Origin of the sequence: Psychrobacter urativorans (assembly GCF_904846695.1) — a bacterium.
GTDB lineage: Bacteria > Pseudomonadota > Gammaproteobacteria > Pseudomonadales > Moraxellaceae > Psychrobacter > Psychrobacter urativorans.
In genome coordinates this window covers 1-15,685 of the sequence record NZ_CAJHBR010000034.1, presented here as the reverse complement: position 1 = coordinate 15,685, position 15,685 = coordinate 1, and the positions used below count along the sequence as shown (strand labels likewise).

Sequence of the window (15,685 nt, the reverse complement as noted above, 5' to 3'; positions counted from 1 at the left end):
GGTCTATATTCCGACTTGTCGCATGATGTACGGCAGTTCCACATATATTTTCAAGCGTCTTTAAGTTTTCGCTTGAATAGAAATGTTTAGCCGTTTTCACAGCACGATCTAGCACTGGCTGAGCTTCTTCTACATGAGCGACTAGTTCACGAACGATTTTCAGCAGTTTCTCATTTTCGTCTGATTGCTCTTTGTTTTCTTGTGCTTGCTGCTCGGCGGTTTCAAGTAGCGCTAGTAGTCGTTCTTCAAACTCATTCATAATTACATCCTAAATCGTGGGCTAGTTGGTGGCAGTTCATGGTCAGGCATTGATTGTTTAGACTCTGATGCTATGACTGTGGCACTTTTTTTGGCTTCCTGTGCTGCGTCATGTTTGGCTCTTAGTCGTTCAAGCGTTGATTGTGAGGCAGATATACTAGAGCGATGCTCTTGTGCTGCTGATTCGTCTTGTAAAGCGTTCTGTGCGTCACGTTTGGCTCTTAGCCGTTCAAGCATTGATTGCGAAGCAGATCTACTAGAGTGGGACTCTTTTGGCGCTGGTTCGTCTTGTAGAGCGTCCTGTGTGTCACGATTAGGCTTAGATTTGGGTTTAGGTGGATCAAACGGCGTGGGTGTGGCTTTGCCTTCTAAAATAACTTGGTCAGCAGGGTCATTGATACGTTGGTTTTCTGCTATAGCTGCATTCCTTACAAGCTCGTTACGCTCTGCAATCATGGCGTTAATCTCACCTCTGATAGTAGCGGGCGTCTCGTCTATCTCGTAAACCTCGCCTTGTTTCTCTGCTTGCGCCGCTTTCTTTAGCTCATCCTCATATTTATCACGTTCTAGCTTGGTTGCAACGCTACCCATCTTGATTTGTGGCTCAATATTTTTGCCTTGATCGGCATAGCTACGACTGTCAATTAGGCTAAGATCGCGCTCTGCTAATTTTTCATTTGCGATCTGTTCCCATAGTTGCCGAACTTCTTTGATTTCCTCACTAACGCGCTCTAGTCCAAGCGATCTGCGCTTCTTGTCTGATAGCTCAATGGTTGCCTTGTCGGTCAGTACGATGTTGTTATTATCGTCAAGTTCTGCGGTGCGCGTGGTAAATAGGATATGAGCGTGAAAGTTACGCGGGTCTGCGCCTCGATCCACCTCTTTTTGTGTGGGTTGATGAATAGCACAATCAGCAATCGTGCCGTAACGATCCGCAAGTGTTTGGGCTAAGCTATGCGCTAACTCCTTGCGCTCTTGCTCGTTCAGCTCATACGGTAGATTAACCAGCCATTCGCGAGCCACTCGCGCATCCTTTCTCTTCTCAGAAAATTCTGCTTTGTTCCATAACTCACTACGATCAATATCGGCATTGGCAGCAGCCAATGCTGACGGCAAAATAATATCTGCACTCATTACCCCATGCTTTTTTGAGTAGTCATGGGTCTTACCATATCGCTTATCTTCTAGTTCTACCCCTGCTCGATAGCTCGCACTGGCAACCGCACTTTGTCCGCTGCCTCGTGATATTGATTTGGTCGATGCGATAAAAATAGCCATTTCTAAATACTCATACTTTTGGTTTTTAGCACTACGTCTTTTCGTAGTGTTGGGGGTGTGGGGGCTTGCCCCTGCCGATGTTTTGATTTTATAAATGTGTGACCGTCAGGGATAAACATTTGTAAAGTCGAAAACTCGCACTTAGTCAGTGGGACTCGCACTTAGTCAGTGGGACTCGCACTTAGTCAGTGGGACTCGCACTTAGTCAGTGGGACTCGCACTTAGTCAGTGGGACTCGCACTTAGTCAGTGGGACTCGGCCATCCGTCAATTAACTATATCATAGAAGAGTGGAAGCAGTTAAGTAGCTAAAGGAAGTCTGCCACTATCCTACTGGATACCAATTGCCACCCACAAGTATCCTCCGATATCATCACGCCCGACACTTTTTGCACACTGAATAGCTGAGATGTTATCAAAATGGATCGTTCCAAATAACATATCAGTTTTCTGTCTTTCTAATTGTTTACTTTGATTATTAACCAATTGATATATCATAGCCTGTTGCATCAGTTTCCCTAAACCCTGTCCTTTATATTCAGAAAATATAATGTTCTCAATGATATAAAAGCCTGTCATCCCTAAGCTATTATCAGGCTCTACTACTATCACACCTGCTAATTCATCATTGACAAATAATAGATTAACATAGCCTTGAGCCACCCAAGTTCTCATATCCTCTATCGGCTTTAATTCCATCATCACAGCATGTTGGGGGAATTCATCAAGCAACTTGTTATATGCCATTTCATATTGGTTATAAAACGTAAGAGAGTTTGCAGATACTAGCTCACATTTGGTATGAGCAGGACAGGCTATATCTTGTACTGCGTTTTCGGCTAGCGTATACAAGGAATTTGCTAGTATACGATTATCCCAATGGGCTGAGGAAAAGTTTGCAGGCTCAATGTCTAAATAGCTTGGAATATAGAATTGAGCATATTGGGGCTTAAAGGCATGAAATGCCTTTGAGATATTATCTACTAATATATTAATACTATTTACACTGAGGGGTTTGAGCGTAGTCGTTACAGTGACAAATGGTTGGGAGATATCCATACCACGAAAGCGAATACCGCATAATGCAATATTGCCATTGTCGCAGTTAATTAAACGGGTTTTGTATTCTGATGGATGCCGACCAGTAATGGACGCGTATTTAGCGAATAATAATGCTAAGTGATCACTTTCCAGTCTTTCTATATCCTCTTGAAGCTCATGAGCACATTGCTTATACAGATCTGTTTTAGTATATATTCTTTTCAATAGTGGGTGTGCTTGAGCAGCTTTTGCTTGTATTAACGATTCAATTATTTTTGTCATGTTCGACCTAATTTAAAATATATATAGAGTATGAATATAAATTTTGACAGCATAGCTTAGATCAATTAGGTGCTTTCACCGGTTCGGTTCCCTAGTGAGGACTTGAACGCTAAGCTGTGGGCTAATGGTATCAACGTTTTGACTCGCTGAGATAGTCATAGTGTACTTCATGGTGTACCTTTTAATACGCTTCTATTAAAGAGTGTTACTTTCATTGTAGAACTGCTTAATTTAGTGGATAATAATCCATTAAAAAATAGTTACGTTTATATTTCTAATCAGCTTTTTTGATCTCGGTTTATATAAAGTCTAATTTATTGATATCTTTTACAGGAAAAGCTAAATGTTTAACCTCAGATTAGCAGTAGCAGGATTTGCGACACTTGTATTTATGAGTATAGGTTGCAGTAATAAAGAGTCTAACAGTGTTAATGAAGTGAAAGAAAATCCATCAGAAACCATAGCAAAGAAAATTCCAGAAGAAGTAGAAGTGCGCGGAATCTTTAAAAGAAGCTTTGAGATACATGAGTTGGATGTGAATGGCAAAGTCTACTATGTGGCAGATCCCAAACAGATTTTGATGAAAGACTCAAATAAAATTGGTCAAGATGGTTATTACAAGTTGTTTGAAACTTGCGTTGTCGGAGTGATCGGCTCTGAAGGTGGTTACGGACCTACTGGTAAGTATGAAAACGAAATTACAGTCAGCAAAATCTGTGTATAAAAAGGTATACCCTAGAGGAACCAGCTACTTCATTCCTAAAACGTATTAACAGACTACTTAAAACAGACTGGTATAATGAAACTACTTATAACAGTCTATTTTAGCTTTTCAGTGGATCGGGGAATTCATATCCTGACATCAATATATATTTGCGCCACTCTTGACGTGTTTCATCGTCTGTTAACCCTTGCTCAACCCATATCAGCAGCTCTTCCCTGCTCTTTCCAATCGTTTGAGAACTATAATCACGGATAAAATCAAAGTTATTTAACAGCTTATTGGCAAATGTGTTTCTTTGCTTGTCAGTCATGGTTGGTATAGCTTTAGGTGCGCGCTTGGTAGTATCTGGCTTATCGTCGCTGACGGTTTTATCAATGTCTTTAATGGTAGTTTTGATCGGTTCTTTTTGCTTGTCTTTAAAATTAAATTTAAAGATGAAGCCCGCAACTTTTCGACCTTCCTTGTACTGCTCATAGCTGACGATTATGTCTGTATGCTCGTTAATTTGCTTGATGGCTGGGTCTAATGCTCTAGCTTTAAAGTTCGCTATTCTTTTATATTCTTTATCATCAATATCAAACCTGTGCCTTAGCTCGTTGTATGAGACTGAAGGAACTGTTTTAGACTTTCGCCACTGCATCATCATTTCGTACAATCGATGCGCGTAGACGCTTGTTAGCGGTGCTTTTTGCTTCAAATGATAACGTGAAAAATCGCCTTTTAATTTCCCTGCTAGCTTTATTAAATCAGGCGTAAACGCTAACTTGACCAAGCCCTGACCTTCTACATAAGCTATATTCCAAACCCAACGTGCTTTTCTATGCTCTTGGTGAGTCGGGAACTTCTCACTTTGCACACTGTAAGTAAAGTATCTAGTAAATAGGTTTTCGCTTGCTTCTCTAAGTGCTGTATAAGCTGTTTTCATATCAACATCATATATCTTTGCGTATTCATCAGCCCTTATATGCACGAACTCGTGCATCGTCAAAAGGTCTTTTTCACATTCGTCATAAGTTGCTAAGTCAGCCAAAGCTATATCAAGCAGCCTTATCTCTTGAACTGTGAGTGAGTAACTGGCTTCAATTAGCGTATTACTTTTAACAACCATATCTTGAGGTTTTTTCATCAGCACATGTCCTAAAAACTATTTAGCTACATACTATCACACCTATGTAGGTAAATACCTTGGATTTGTAGACATTAAACCTTGGATTTGTAGACATTAAACCTTGGATTTGTAGACATTAAACCTTGGATTTGTAGACATATAGAGGTTGAAAGCTATATATAACGGTGCTTACAGAGGGCGGAAAACTCTTTAAAACTCTTTAAAACTCTTTAAAAGGATTAAAAGGATTAAAAGGATTAAAAAAATATTGCTGAAAAAAGCTAGGTAATTTATCAAGATTGGATAAAAGAAATTAACGACTTAAACCACCCCTTTTGGTAACAGCTCTATCTTGATTGTAATTAAACGAGCTTATACAGCTCTATATTGCCGTATTTTGGTCTTTAGACAACTCAGAGCTATATCCTTCAGTAGAAGCGCTTAAAGACGCTCTAAGCGCATCTGTGTGCTTCTCACGCTCATTTGAAGATAGTCTGTGAATGTCAGAAAACGCATGTTTAAGCTAATAACACGTTTTACTAATAGTATCTGCTAGATGCTCTTTAGCGACTTCCTTAACTTCATTAGATCGGCTATCGTCTGAAATATAGGCATCTAAGGCTTCGATATAAATAAATGATGAAATAATATCTCTATTCATTTGTTTAACGTCACCGCTACTACCGCCTAATTTCTTTATCAGTTAGTCGATTAATAGCGCCATATTTGTCTGCAAGCGTCTAGGCGAACTGATGCACGATTGTTTTGCGATCTTCTGCGCTTAATTCATGTGGTAGATTAACCAGCAACACGCGCATCGACTCGCTTCTCGGCAGCCTTCGCTTTGTTTCATAAATCACTGCGTGAAATTTTAGCGTTGGCAGCAGTCAACGCTGACGGCAAAATAATATCCGCGCTCATCACGCCATGCTTTTTTGAATAATCATGGGTCTTACCATAGCGCTTATCCTCTAGTTCTATCCTTTCTTGATATCTCATACTGGCAACGGCACTTTGTCCGTTACTGCGAGATACTGATTTGGTCGATGCGATAAAAATAGCCATTTCTACAAGCTCTGTTTTCAGGCTTTTAACATTGCGTCTTTTTGCAATGTTGGGGGTGTGGGGGTCTTACCCCTGCCGATGTTTTGACTTCATAAATGTATTGCCGTAGGTAATAAACATTTGTGAAGTCGAAAACTCGCACTTAGTCAGTGGGACGCAACCATCTATCGATTAACTATATCATAAACTGTTGTTAGGTATTGGCGAAGTGGCTATAGTCAGGTCAGTAAAAAACTTAATAATTCAAGAAGACAGCTATAGGTTATGACTTATAGAATGATTTTAAGCTTAAAATCACAACAGGAATCATTAATACGATAGTAATTATAGGTATATAACTAATCTCAAGAGAGAAAAAGGCATCTGCGCCTATTATGAGAAAATATAAGCCTACCAGTATGGCGACAACATCATATTCAACTCTTCTGAATAGATTAATGATATTAATTACAATAAAAACAAGACCTATTACCAGAGTGACTGTTCCCTCAAGAAGTATACCTGGGTTAAATAAATATATACTTCCGCATATAACTATAATAGCTAGACCAAGTTTTGTATAAATGGGTGTTTTTTGTTTTAATATGATTTTTTGCGATTTATTTTTCATTCGATAGTCTTTTATTGGTTTAATCAATGCGATTCTATAAGGTGTGTTGGTCTATGCAGTTCCCTAGTGAAGACTTGAATATTGGGTTGTAGGCTAGTGGTAGCAACAGTTCGAGTTATCTAAATAATTGCAGTGTACTTCCTAGCGTACATTCGATGGGCTTTTCAAATATGAATGTGAACTAAAGATTCTCTGCGTTCACATATATGTTGCCCTTAGAATGAGCAAATAAACCGTACCAATGTCTATCTTGGAACAATTCAATATGCGAAGTTTAAAAAAAACTATAATCATTTTAGCTATATCTTTTGGGCTATCCATAACAGCTACAGCAGAAGAAATAGGAGACAATCACACTCAGCAAGAGCTTGCAAAACTATATTTAGAGAATTCAAAAGCGCCTAATGATAGCAAGAAATCTTATGAATGGTTTGCTGTTCGAGGATATGCGCCAGCCCAATTTATGCTTGGTCTAGAAGCTTATGATCGTGTAAATAAGATCAAATGGTATCAATTAGCTGCTGATAACGGACATCCCTCTGCTCAAAATAATCTTGCCAATATTTATTATATAGGTAAATACGGAGAACCTCGGAATTATGCCAAAGCTTTTAAATTGTATAAAATGTTAGCCGACAATAACGATGTTCACGCTCAATATCGACTTGGAGATATGTACTATCATGGGGCAGGCATTCCTCAAAGCTATAATCAGGCATTTAATTATTACCAAAAGGCGGCTAATAACGGGTCTACAGATGCTGAATACATTTTAGGACTTATGTATTACTCAGGCTTAGGCATTCCTCAAGATTATGGCAAAGCCTTAAATATTTTTCAGAAATTCGCTGATCAAGGAGATACTAATGCGGCTTACAACATTGGACTGATGTATAGTCGAGGTTTAGGTGTCCCTCAAAATAAAGACAAAGCTAAAGAGTGGTTTGAAAAAGTTATAAATCGAGATGATTATAGGTATATTAGTACACTTTCTGCTAAGTACCAGTTAGGACAAATGTATTATGATGGTGTAGATGTTCCTCAGAACTTTGATGAAGCTGTTAAATGGTTTGAAAAAGCAGCAGCTACTTCATACTACTATTATAACTATGGAGAGCTTAAACACGGAAGTAAGCCTGCTCAATATCAATTAGCTCAAATGTACTACAATGGAATTGGTGTGCCTCAAGACTACAGCTTAGCCTTCAAGTGGTATGAAAAAGCCGCTAGGAACCAATATTTCAATACGGTTGATGAGACATGGAGCAAAGGTAGTGAGCTTGCTCAATACTATCTGGGAATGATGTATCATAAAGGTTTAGGCGTTGATAAGAACGATTCTATGGCAAAAGAGTGGTTAAATTTGTCTTGTAAAAACGATTACCAAGCAAGCTGTGATTATCTTAAGAAGCTATTTAAACAGAAAAATTAGTTTCTAGGCGTATACCCCAGCGGAACCAGTTATTTAGCCCCTCAAACCTATTAACAGACTACTTAAAACAGACTGGCATAATGGAACCACTTATAACAGACTGTTTGAATAAAAAAGATGGTTATCAACCTCTTTTTAGCAAAATTCTATATAACTGTGGTCGTTTCCTCTCCCTTTGCTATCATAATCGCTCTCTAGCGCTCGTTTAAGCATCTTCTAGGCTCTAATTACCCATAAGTACCTAATAACTGTCTTAGCATGCCTAGCAAGCCTATAAGACAGTTTAAGTAGCTGCTTAGCAAAACACTTCAACAAACTGAACTTTTACAGTCAATTTGAAATGACAGTTAACTGTAAGGTGCCACTAATCTTGAACCATTCCTAGCATGTGATAATTTCTGATCCTAAATTTATCAAAAAAATAAGCTTAGCAAATCTCTTAAATTGTCTTAAATTTTATGTTTAATAACGGATTATTTAACTGTGTGATTTTATGTTTTTATGTTTTTAAGGTTTTTAAGAGCTTTTAAGAGCTTTTACGTCCGCTACAGCCCTTGCCAGTTGTGGCTTTCACAGCCCATACCACTACGTCTATCGACCCATACCACTACGTCTATCGACCCATACCACTACGTCTATCGACCCATACCACTACGTCTATCGACCTTATCACTACAGTATGTTGAAGTTTGTATTGGAATAGGTTTACAATACTTAGGATTTCTACCAATGAGTGAGAATAATGGATAACTGCAAGCTAGTGACAAAAGACAATAAATTAATCAGTGCCAGTTACTCGCTTGGTATACCTGAGCAGCGTATTATCTTTTTGGCTATCGTTGCAGCAAGGGCACAAGATAAGTTGATTGATGCTAGAGGTGTACTGCAAATCCATGCAAGTAGCTATCAAGAACAATTCAAGGTGGAAAAGCATACTTCATACGATGCGCTAAAAAGTGCGACTAGGGGTTTATTTGATGCTTACTTTGAATATGACGATATTCACAAGCAGACAGGAAAACCAGTACATCACCTCGTTAATTGGGTGCAAAAGATAAGTTATATTGACACAGCGGGTATGATTGAATTGCAGTTCACCGATGATGTTATCCCACTGATAACAAGACTTAGCGAACAATACACAGAATACGATCTCAAGCAGGTTAGCGAGTTGCAGAGCGAGTACGCAATAAGACTTTACGAATTAATTATGCAATGGAAGTCAGTTGGCAAGACCAACAAGATAGCGACTGACGACTTGCGTAAAAAGCTAGGGGTTAAGCCTGATCAGTACAAAGAAATGCACAATTTCAAGGCTAGAGTTTTAGATCATGCAAAGAAACAAATTAATGAGCATACTGACATAACAGCCGATTATGTTCAGCACAAAACCGGCAGGGTAATAACTGGCTTTACCTTCACATTTAAACAAAAGAAAGCACCTGAGCCGATAGCCAAAGATAATGTCTATATCAAAATGACGGCTGACCAGTTAGGCACGTTCAGTAAAAAATTAGCTGCATTACCTGAGCTTGGTAGTAATGCACCTATTGGTAAAAGTACTGATGAATTTGCCGCTATTATTGCTAGCGACCTAGCAGATGAAAATAAGCAAATGAGATATATACCTTATCTCGAAAAGCTAGGTTATAAATATAAAAAGCGTAAGATATAGCGCTATTTTAAGGTAGTTAGATAGTCAGATTTTTTCTTTTTTAACACTATATCTTTTCGTAGTGCTGGGGGTGTGGGGGCTTACCCCTGCCGATGTTTTGATTTTATAAATGTGTGACCGTCAGGGATAAACATTTGTAAAGTCGAAAACTCGCACTTAGTCAGTGGGACGCAACCATCTATCGATTAACTATATCATAAACTGTTGTTAGGTATTGGCGAAGTTGCTATAGTTGGAAAGACTGTAATTTGATAATTTAAGGAAGGGCTATGAGCTTACTTGGTGGTAATGATTTAAAAGAACAGCAGAAGATTAACAATCTTGAGCTTAAGATAAATAGAGAGAAACAGAAATTAGATAAGAAGCTGACACGACAGAAAATTCTACTTGGTGCTTTTCTTGTAGATGCTTTAGAGAAAAATCAGGTACAAGGTTTAAAAGAATATACTGCAAAAGAATTGCCAAACTTCTTAACTAGAAAGACAGATAAGGAATTGATGAAAGAGCTTGTAGTAAGTTTGGGCGGTAAGATGCCATCAGAAGAAAATGAGGGCTTATCAAGTAGGGAGAGTCAATATTGAGTTATCCTACAATCAAGCTAAATTAAAAAGAGTTAGGTAATAGATCCCCAAGACAGAGATGTTTCGATTATTATCATCAGGCTGCATAACTAAAATCTCCTAAGTCTAACTGTACGGATTAGTATGGTTGAAAAGATATTATAAGTATAATCTGAGAAGGCGTATTTAATGAAAATAGTAAAATTGCATATTGATAATTTTAGAGGTTTTGTAAGTACAGATATTAATCTTGACGAAAAATTTAATGTTATTGTGGGCAAAAATGATGTCGGAAAATCTACTATTCTTGAAGCGTTTGAGATATTTTTTAATAATAGTACAGTGAAAATTGATTTAGATGATTTATGTAAATTTAGTGATGAAGATTATGTAGAAATAGGTGTCTCATTTAAGCTCGATAACTTTGACTTAAGAATTATTTAAGAATCAGGCTGTATTATTAGCCATACTTCTCAATAAATACCTACTTGTTAAATCAAGCTTTCTTAACGGCAATAAAATAATTTTTCGGGAGATTCTTATGGCTTTAAAGTCATGGCAAGTGATCGGTAGTGTCGTACTGATCACTTCAATCACTGTACTCATGCAAATTTCCTCTGAAACGTGGATCACATCAGCAACAGTCAGTTTGATAATGGGTGCTTCGGCTTTAGCGTGCATGGCAAGCTCATGCATACTCGCTAGCCGTTGGCACGGTATTGAAAGGCTCTTTGGCGGTCTGGACAGGGTTTATGAAGCGCATAAGTGGATTGCTATATGGGCACTTATTTTCGCTGTCTATCATTTTGTCTTCAAAGCCAAGCTAGACGCTTGGGATCTTGCGCCCATTTTGGAGTTGTCCAAATATTGGACGCGTTTGATGCGTCAACTCAGCCTTGTCGCGTTAGGTCTGATTATACTACTGGCGCTGAATCGCAAAATCCCGTATGGCAACTGGCGTTGGTTGCATAAGTTCTCAGGCCCACTTTTTTTAATCGTTATACTACATTGGCTGAGCTTTGAGTCTCCCATCACACTGACTAGTCCAGCAGGTATTTGGTTAGCACTACTTTGTTCTGTAGGCGTGATTGCAGCATTGTACAAGATGATATTGTACCCATTCATTGCCAAAGCCGGAGAGTATAAGTTAGTCGCTATATCCCAGGGCAAAGCGGCGGTACACTTGGAGTTTGAGCCAGTCCGTAAAGGGTTTCAATTTAAGGCTGGTCAATTTGCCTTTATCTCTCTTAAAGAACCAGGTTTGCACGAGCCGCATCCTTTTACCATAGCTAACGCACCTTCTGATACTGGACACATCCATTTTGTGATTCGAGCATTGGGTGATTATACAAAAAAGCTAAATGAACAAGCCAAAGTGGGTATGTTGGCTGATATTTATGCGCCTCATGGTAATTTTAAACGTATATCAAATGCAGAGCGTGAAATCTGGATTGGTGCCGGAGTAGGAATCTCTCCCTTTATTTCTTGGCAAGAGGATAAAACTATCGGTCATTTTGAACGTGCCACTCTGATATATTGCTTCGATCCTGCGCGTGTTTTTCCAAGTGTTGAGCGTATGCAGGAGATGACAGAACAGTCTGGAGTAGATTTCGTAGCCAACCCAAGTGGCAGTAATGCCATGGCTGAAACCATTCGGCAAGTCGCCAGTGAAGTTAATCCAAAGCAGATTCAGATTAGTTTTTGCGGTCCAAAAGGGCTTTTAGGAAAAGTACAAGAGTTAATGAAAGAAAATGGTATTCCTGCCAAAAATATTCATTATGAGTTTTTTGATTTTCGCTAGAACACGTACAATTTGCCGTGCTTAACACAAACCCAATAAGACAAATGGCACGCTGGCTCAAGTCATAAAGTCATCGGTGCTAGTGCTAAGTAGGCGAACGACAATGGTATACAGATTAATTTAAGTCATCGAACGTTGATCAGGAGCCTGGTGGTTTAAAGGCCGTCTTATACTTAATGGTCTACAGTGACTTAACATGAAATGGATATACCGCCATTTCATGTTAAAAAGGACACTACTGTGTACACGGAGCTACTATAAATAACTAGGAGTGATGATAACAATAGCGTACAACCGAATATTCAAGTCCTCACTAGGGAACCGAATCAGTGAAAGTACCTAATTGGCTCCTTATGGGTATACCCCAACGGAACCATCCAAACAGACCGTTTAAACGATAAACAGACTACCTAAAATAGACTGATATTAGCGAACTACTTATAGCAAGGGGTGGCGTAAACAACACTATCAATACAATACTAAAAGCCAATACCATTACTTAGGTCATTGAACCGCCGATAAGTTAAAACTCCTCGAGCAATTACTGAAAGCTATCTACTAGATTTTCACTAATTGTCGTCTTGATGACTAGCTTTTCAGGTATCTCTACTGCTTCACCTGTCTTAGGGTTTCTACCTAAACGACTCTTGCGCTTAACCTTTTGAAAATTTGCAAACCCTACTAACTTCAATCTTTCATTTTCTTCGAGGTTAGCTAAAGAGTCGGCTAAAACATCCAAAACTGAGTTTAGTACAACCCTTGCCTCATCTTGATTCACATTTAATTTTGGTGCCAACTCGCTAATGATATCTTGCTTATTCATACTTACCTCTCGTTGTTATTAGAATCATTTTGACTTCATTCCCTTGGTTTGGTGAGGAGATGCCGTAAATGTTAGGTCTCGCGGGGGAGTTTCCCAAACTCTGTGTCACTGCTGCTTACCCCCGATCCATACTTACACAGAATCTGGGATGGGCTCCTGTGCTTAGATCTCAAGTTCACTATGAGAGCCTAGCCTGTGTAATATCAAATCTGTATCACCTTCGAATTCATACAGCAGTACCAAATCAGGCTTAACATGACAATCCATCAAGTGCTTTTTGTCACCCGTCAGTGCATGGTTACGGTATTTGATTGGCATTGATAAGTCATTAAGTAAGCAGTGCATGACTTCAATCCATTGTGGTGTGATCAAATCTTTGGATCGTTTTTTAATATCTCGCTTGAATTGATTTGTAGGTATAACAGTTCTAGCCACGAGAGAGCCCCTGTAACGCCTCTAGAGCCTCGTTGGGTTCGAGTCTATCCAATTTACCCGCTTCATAGTCTAAACGTCCTTGCTTAATGGCTTGTAGCGTTTGATCCCCTAACACTAAGTCGTCAGCTTGATAATCAAATGATAGCGGTATTTTTTTGGTTTTGGCGACATTGACCAAGAACATTCTAACGGCCTGAGAGGTTGTCATGCCGTAGTTTTCAAATATTTGGCTGGTTTCATCTTTGAGTTCTTTCTCAAGTCTCATGTTGAAATTTACTGTACTTGACATAATTTGTACTCCATTTGTACTTTATATGACATTGATTGTATGTCATATAAAGTACAAAAACAATTATATTAACAATACTTACTTGCCTGATTCTCGGTAGTGCCTTGTCTTTTTTATCAAAGCTTCCTGGCTTACGCTGTATGATGTGCATCATTTCACGCATGAACAGAGTTTAGAAAACTCTCATCAATACAAGAGAACCACTTATAGTAGACTGTTTGAGGTGGTCATTTTTGGTTATTATCTTGAGAAATCGTACTCTGCTTCGTTCCCATCTAAATACTCACGTATAGGACGCTTTTTGCTGAATTTAGAGGCGTCTTTCTTGATCTCACCAACTATAAAATCACTATACGCTGACCAGTTCTTACCAGCGTCGCCTTTAGCAAGACCACTATACGTGCTTATAAACTCTTTATGCCGACTGATACGCCACAGCTGCTTATCAGAGAGTCCATCAATCGTGAACATATCTCCGTTATCAGCATCACGAAGTTTGATTGTTTTATCAGCTTTAGACTTAGACTTTTCATGCACAGTAAACGTAAAACCTATGATTTTGCGACCTTGCTTTACATTCTCATATTTAACTTTAATATTGGTCTTTTCATTAATCTCATTAACAGCTAAATCAAGAACACGTTTTTTGAAATCTCCCATGTTTTTATATTCATTGACACTGATTCCTAGCTGACCTCTCAATATTTCATAATCAAATATATCTGTCTGTCTAGCGCTTAACCATTTGACGATTAGCTCATACAAACGCACAGAGTAGATGCTATTGAGCGTTGCGATGAACTCTAGGTCATATTGTGTAAAGTGTGAGCTTAAGCGAGTAATTTCATTAACAACGGCAACAGTAAAAATAACTTCAATACGTCCCTCGCTTTTAACGTATCTGACTTGCTGAACCCAGTTTGTCTCAATTTTGCTACCAGTATCATCCAAAAACGTAAAATAACGTGCCCTTAAGCCTTTTCCAGCTTGGGCTAGTATCTTGTAGGCAGTATCAATTTGTACATCAAAAGCTTCAGCGTATCGTTTTGCACTTATAGACAGCGGCTTATTGATCTCTAACCCTTGTTCTGTCTCTCTTGCATCAACAATAGCTAGCTGTATTAGACACATCTCCGTTAAAGATAAACTTTGAAAGGCTGTAACAATCCGGTTTGATTTCACGACTAAGTCTTGCACACCATCTTTTTTCTTTCTCTTTTCGTTCATTAGCTTTCCCTGCATCTAGTTGATAGATTTATATTAATTGACAATTATATCAATAGTCAATTAGTAGTCAATTAATATAATGTCTATTAGTGCGGTATAAACGTCCACTTATAACGGTATAAACGTCCACTTATAACGGTATAAACGTCCACTTATAACGGTATAAACGTCCACTTATGAGGGTTACATCCATTTACCAGTAAGGTCTGTAGCGGACTTAAAAGCTATTAAAAGCATTAAAAGCATTAAAAGCCTTTTTGGTTGTTGATAACTGATTAAAAATCAAAAGTAATTAAGGCATAGTTGGATGAGTATAGAAACATCATTAAAAAGGATTAGTATCTGAGTTTGATCGGTTTTGAGTGCCACTACCAAATGGATTGCTACCATTGTTATTGCCATAGTTTATTGTCGGTTGCTGACTACGATGTGGTGTTGGAGCTGGTGTTACTTTTGGCATTGGACGCCCACCAACCAGACGACAAAATTCAATGTTTTTTCTACTGTCACTATCGTCACAGTTACTTGTATCAACGAGCATATATGCCTCACCATTTACAAATTTGGTGTTTGCATGAGTCAAAGCGTTGTCATAACTCATTTTCATCGTTTGTAGATCGTTTTGGCTTTGAGCTTTGACATGCTCCAGTTGTTGTATCTCAGCTTGTAGGGCTCTAACATCATCATCGTTAGCCTTCACAACTAAGTGCACGAGCAAAAGCATCACAGCACAAATGATTGTGATCGGTATAGCAATAACACCAATACGCCAACCTATTTTTTTTAAATCCTCATTAAGTTTAGCGCTTGCTTGTTTTGCCAGCGTTCCAGCGTTCTCCATATCTTCTGTTACAAGTGACATTTTTACTTTTACTTGCTCTGATAGCTCGTTAAATTCCGCGTTTTCAAATTTTGACGCGATCTCATGTTCAATCTGTCCGATGAGGGCATGGTCTATATTCCGACTTGTCGCATGATGTACGGCAGTTCCACATATATTTTCAAGCGTCTTTAAGTTTTCGCTTGAATAGAAATGTTTAGCCGTTTTCACAGCACGATCTAGCACTGGCTGAGCTTC

Annotated in this window: 18 protein-coding genes; 6 read left to right on the top strand and 12 right to left on the bottom strand. The window is 38.6% G+C overall.

Going from position 1 to position 15,685, the window contains the following annotated elements; translation table 11 throughout:
* From JMY09_RS13795 to JMY09_RS13785, 3 genes are all read right to left on the bottom strand, one after another.
* The coding region (locus JMY09_RS13795; RefSeq protein WP_201624462.1) for a hypothetical protein at positions 1–259 on the bottom strand (259 nt) is incomplete at its 3' end.
* 2 nt (positions 260–261) lie between these two features.
* Entirely contained in the window at positions 262–1,536 is a 1,275-nt protein-coding gene (locus JMY09_RS13790; RefSeq protein WP_201624460.1) for a MobA/MobL family protein, read from the bottom strand.
* 329 nt (positions 1,537–1,865) lie between these two features.
* On the bottom strand, positions 1,866–2,858 hold the full coding sequence (locus tag JMY09_RS13785; RefSeq protein ID WP_201624458.1) for a hypothetical protein: 993 nt from the start codon (positions 2,856–2,858) through the stop codon (positions 1,866–1,868).
* A 343-nt stretch (positions 2,859–3,201) separates the two neighbouring features.
* On the opposite strand from JMY09_RS13785, the gene JMY09_RS13780 reads away from it, so the two are divergent.
* Entirely contained in the window at positions 3,202–3,582 is a 381-nt protein-coding gene (locus JMY09_RS13780; RefSeq protein WP_201624456.1) for a hypothetical protein, read from the top strand.
* A 100-nt stretch (positions 3,583–3,682) separates the two neighbouring features.
* Here the strand turns inward: JMY09_RS13780 and repM (JMY09_RS13775) are convergent, their stop codons facing one another.
* From repM (JMY09_RS13775) to JMY09_RS13765, 3 genes are all read right to left on the bottom strand, one after another.
* Entirely contained in the window at positions 3,683–4,708 is a 1,026-nt protein-coding gene (gene repM, locus JMY09_RS13775; protein ID WP_007115213.1) for a replication initiation protein RepM, read from the bottom strand.
* A gap of 831 nt (positions 4,709–5,539) precedes the next feature.
* Positions 5,540–5,755 (bottom strand): MobA/MobL family protein, encoded by a 216-nt coding sequence (locus JMY09_RS13770; protein WP_201624454.1) that lies wholly within the window; start codon positions 5,753–5,755, stop codon positions 5,540–5,542.
* A 262-nt stretch (positions 5,756–6,017) separates the two neighbouring features.
* The gene (locus JMY09_RS13765) at positions 6,018–6,365 is read right to left on the bottom strand and encodes a hypothetical protein (protein WP_045455937.1); all 348 of its coding nucleotides are present in this window, start codon (positions 6,363–6,365) and stop codon (positions 6,018–6,020) included.
* A 265-nt stretch (positions 6,366–6,630) separates the two neighbouring features.
* Between JMY09_RS13765 and JMY09_RS13760 the strand changes: the two genes are divergently transcribed.
* From JMY09_RS13760 to JMY09_RS13745, 4 genes are all read left to right on the top strand, one after another.
* Positions 6,631–7,797 (top strand): SEL1-like repeat protein, encoded by a 1,167-nt coding sequence (locus JMY09_RS13760; protein WP_198331103.1) that lies wholly within the window; start codon positions 6,631–6,633, stop codon positions 7,795–7,797.
* A gap of 760 nt (positions 7,798–8,557) precedes the next feature.
* On the top strand, positions 8,558–9,472 hold the full coding sequence (gene repM, locus JMY09_RS13755) for a replication initiation protein RepM (RefSeq protein WP_265088035.1): 915 nt from the start codon (positions 8,558–8,560) through the stop codon (positions 9,470–9,472).
* Positions 9,473–9,741: 269 nt separating this feature from the next.
* Entirely contained in the window at positions 9,742–10,053 is a 312-nt protein-coding gene (locus JMY09_RS13750) for a mobilization protein MobS (RefSeq protein ID WP_201624452.1), read from the top strand.
* A gap of 168 nt (positions 10,054–10,221) precedes the next feature.
* Positions 10,222–10,476: an AAA family ATPase gene (locus JMY09_RS13745; protein ID WP_201624450.1), complete on the top strand. Its 255-nt coding sequence runs from the start codon at positions 10,222–10,224 to the stop codon at positions 10,474–10,476.
* A gap of 3 nt (positions 10,477–10,479) precedes the next feature.
* On the opposite strand, the gene JMY09_RS14605 is transcribed toward JMY09_RS13745, so the two are convergent.
* Positions 10,480–10,728 carry a hypothetical protein gene (locus JMY09_RS14605; RefSeq protein ID WP_227501914.1) on the bottom strand — a complete coding sequence of 83 codons (249 nt, stop codon included), beginning with the start codon at positions 10,726–10,728 and terminating at the stop codon, positions 10,480–10,482.
* Here JMY09_RS14605 and JMY09_RS13740 point away from each other — a divergent pair.
* Positions 10,637–11,833 (top strand): ferredoxin reductase family protein, encoded by a 1,197-nt coding sequence (locus JMY09_RS13740; RefSeq protein WP_227501912.1) that lies wholly within the window; start codon positions 10,637–10,639, stop codon positions 11,831–11,833. The genes JMY09_RS14605 and JMY09_RS13740 overlap by 92 nt on opposite strands.
* 541 nt (positions 11,834–12,374) lie before the next feature.
* Here the strand turns inward: JMY09_RS13740 and JMY09_RS13735 are convergent.
* The 5 genes from JMY09_RS13735 to JMY09_RS13715 all read right to left on the bottom strand — a co-directional run.
* Entirely contained in the window at positions 12,375–12,656 is a 282-nt protein-coding gene (locus tag JMY09_RS13735; RefSeq protein ID WP_192529667.1) for an HU family DNA-binding protein, read from the bottom strand.
* A 162-nt stretch (positions 12,657–12,818) separates the two neighbouring features.
* On the bottom strand, positions 12,819–13,091 hold the full coding sequence (locus JMY09_RS13730) for a type II toxin-antitoxin system YafQ family toxin (RefSeq protein WP_201624448.1): 273 nt from the start codon (positions 13,089–13,091) through the stop codon (positions 12,819–12,821).
* Entirely contained in the window at positions 13,084–13,380 is a 297-nt protein-coding gene (locus JMY09_RS13725; protein WP_192520860.1) for a type II toxin-antitoxin system RelB/DinJ family antitoxin, read from the bottom strand. The genes JMY09_RS13730 and JMY09_RS13725 overlap by 8 nt, the downstream gene beginning before the upstream one ends.
* Positions 13,381–13,620: 240 nt before the next feature.
* Complete coding sequence (gene repM, locus JMY09_RS13720; protein WP_192520858.1) at positions 13,621–14,607, bottom strand: replication initiation protein RepM; 987 nt, start codon at positions 14,605–14,607, stop codon at positions 13,621–13,623.
* Between the two features lie 325 nt (positions 14,608–14,932).
* Positions 14,933–15,685 (bottom strand): hypothetical protein (locus JMY09_RS13715; RefSeq protein ID WP_227677366.1); only part of this gene is annotated, 753 nt, incomplete at its 5' end.

Excerpts from the sequence above, each read along its gene's own strand:
- JMY09_RS13790 (WP_201624460.1), bottom strand. The coding sequence starts at position 1,536 with ATGGCTATTTTTATCGCATCGACCAAATCAATATCACGAGGCAGCGGA.
- JMY09_RS13785 (WP_201624458.1), bottom strand. The coding sequence starts at position 2,858 with ATGACAAAAATAATTGAATCGTTAATACAAGCAAAAGCTGCTCAAGCA.
- JMY09_RS13780 (WP_201624456.1), top strand. The coding sequence starts at position 3,202 with ATGTTTAACCTCAGATTAGCAGTAGCAGGATTTGCGACACTTGTATTT.
- repM (WP_007115213.1), bottom strand. The coding sequence starts at position 4,708 with ATGAAAAAACCTCAAGATATGGTTGTTAAAAGTAATACGCTAATTGAA.
- JMY09_RS13770 (WP_201624454.1), bottom strand. The coding sequence starts at position 5,755 with ATGGCTATTTTTATCGCATCGACCAAATCAGTATCTCGCAGTAACGGA.
- JMY09_RS13765 (WP_045455937.1), bottom strand. The coding sequence starts at position 6,365 with ATGAAAAATAAATCGCAAAAAATCATATTAAAACAAAAAACACCCATT.
- JMY09_RS13760 (WP_198331103.1), top strand. The coding sequence starts at position 6,631 with ATGCGAAGTTTAAAAAAAACTATAATCATTTTAGCTATATCTTTTGGG.
- JMY09_RS13750 (WP_201624452.1), top strand. The coding sequence starts at position 9,742 with ATGAGCTTACTTGGTGGTAATGATTTAAAAGAACAGCAGAAGATTAAC.
- JMY09_RS13745 (WP_201624450.1), top strand. The coding sequence starts at position 10,222 with ATGAAAATAGTAAAATTGCATATTGATAATTTTAGAGGTTTTGTAAGT.
- JMY09_RS13740 (WP_227501912.1), top strand. The coding sequence starts at position 10,637 with ATGCAAATTTCCTCTGAAACGTGGATCACATCAGCAACAGTCAGTTTG.
- JMY09_RS14605 (WP_227501914.1), bottom strand. The coding sequence starts at position 10,728 with ATGCATGAGCTTGCCATGCACGCTAAAGCCGAAGCACCCATTATCAAA.
- JMY09_RS13735 (WP_192529667.1), bottom strand. The coding sequence starts at position 12,656 with ATGAATAAGCAAGATATCATTAGCGAGTTGGCACCAAAATTAAATGTG.
- JMY09_RS13725 (WP_192520860.1), bottom strand. The coding sequence starts at position 13,380 with ATGTCAAGTACAGTAAATTTCAACATGAGACTTGAGAAAGAACTCAAA.
- repM (WP_192520858.1), bottom strand. The coding sequence starts at position 14,607 with ATGAACGAAAAGAGAAAGAAAAAAGATGGTGTGCAAGACTTAGTCGTG.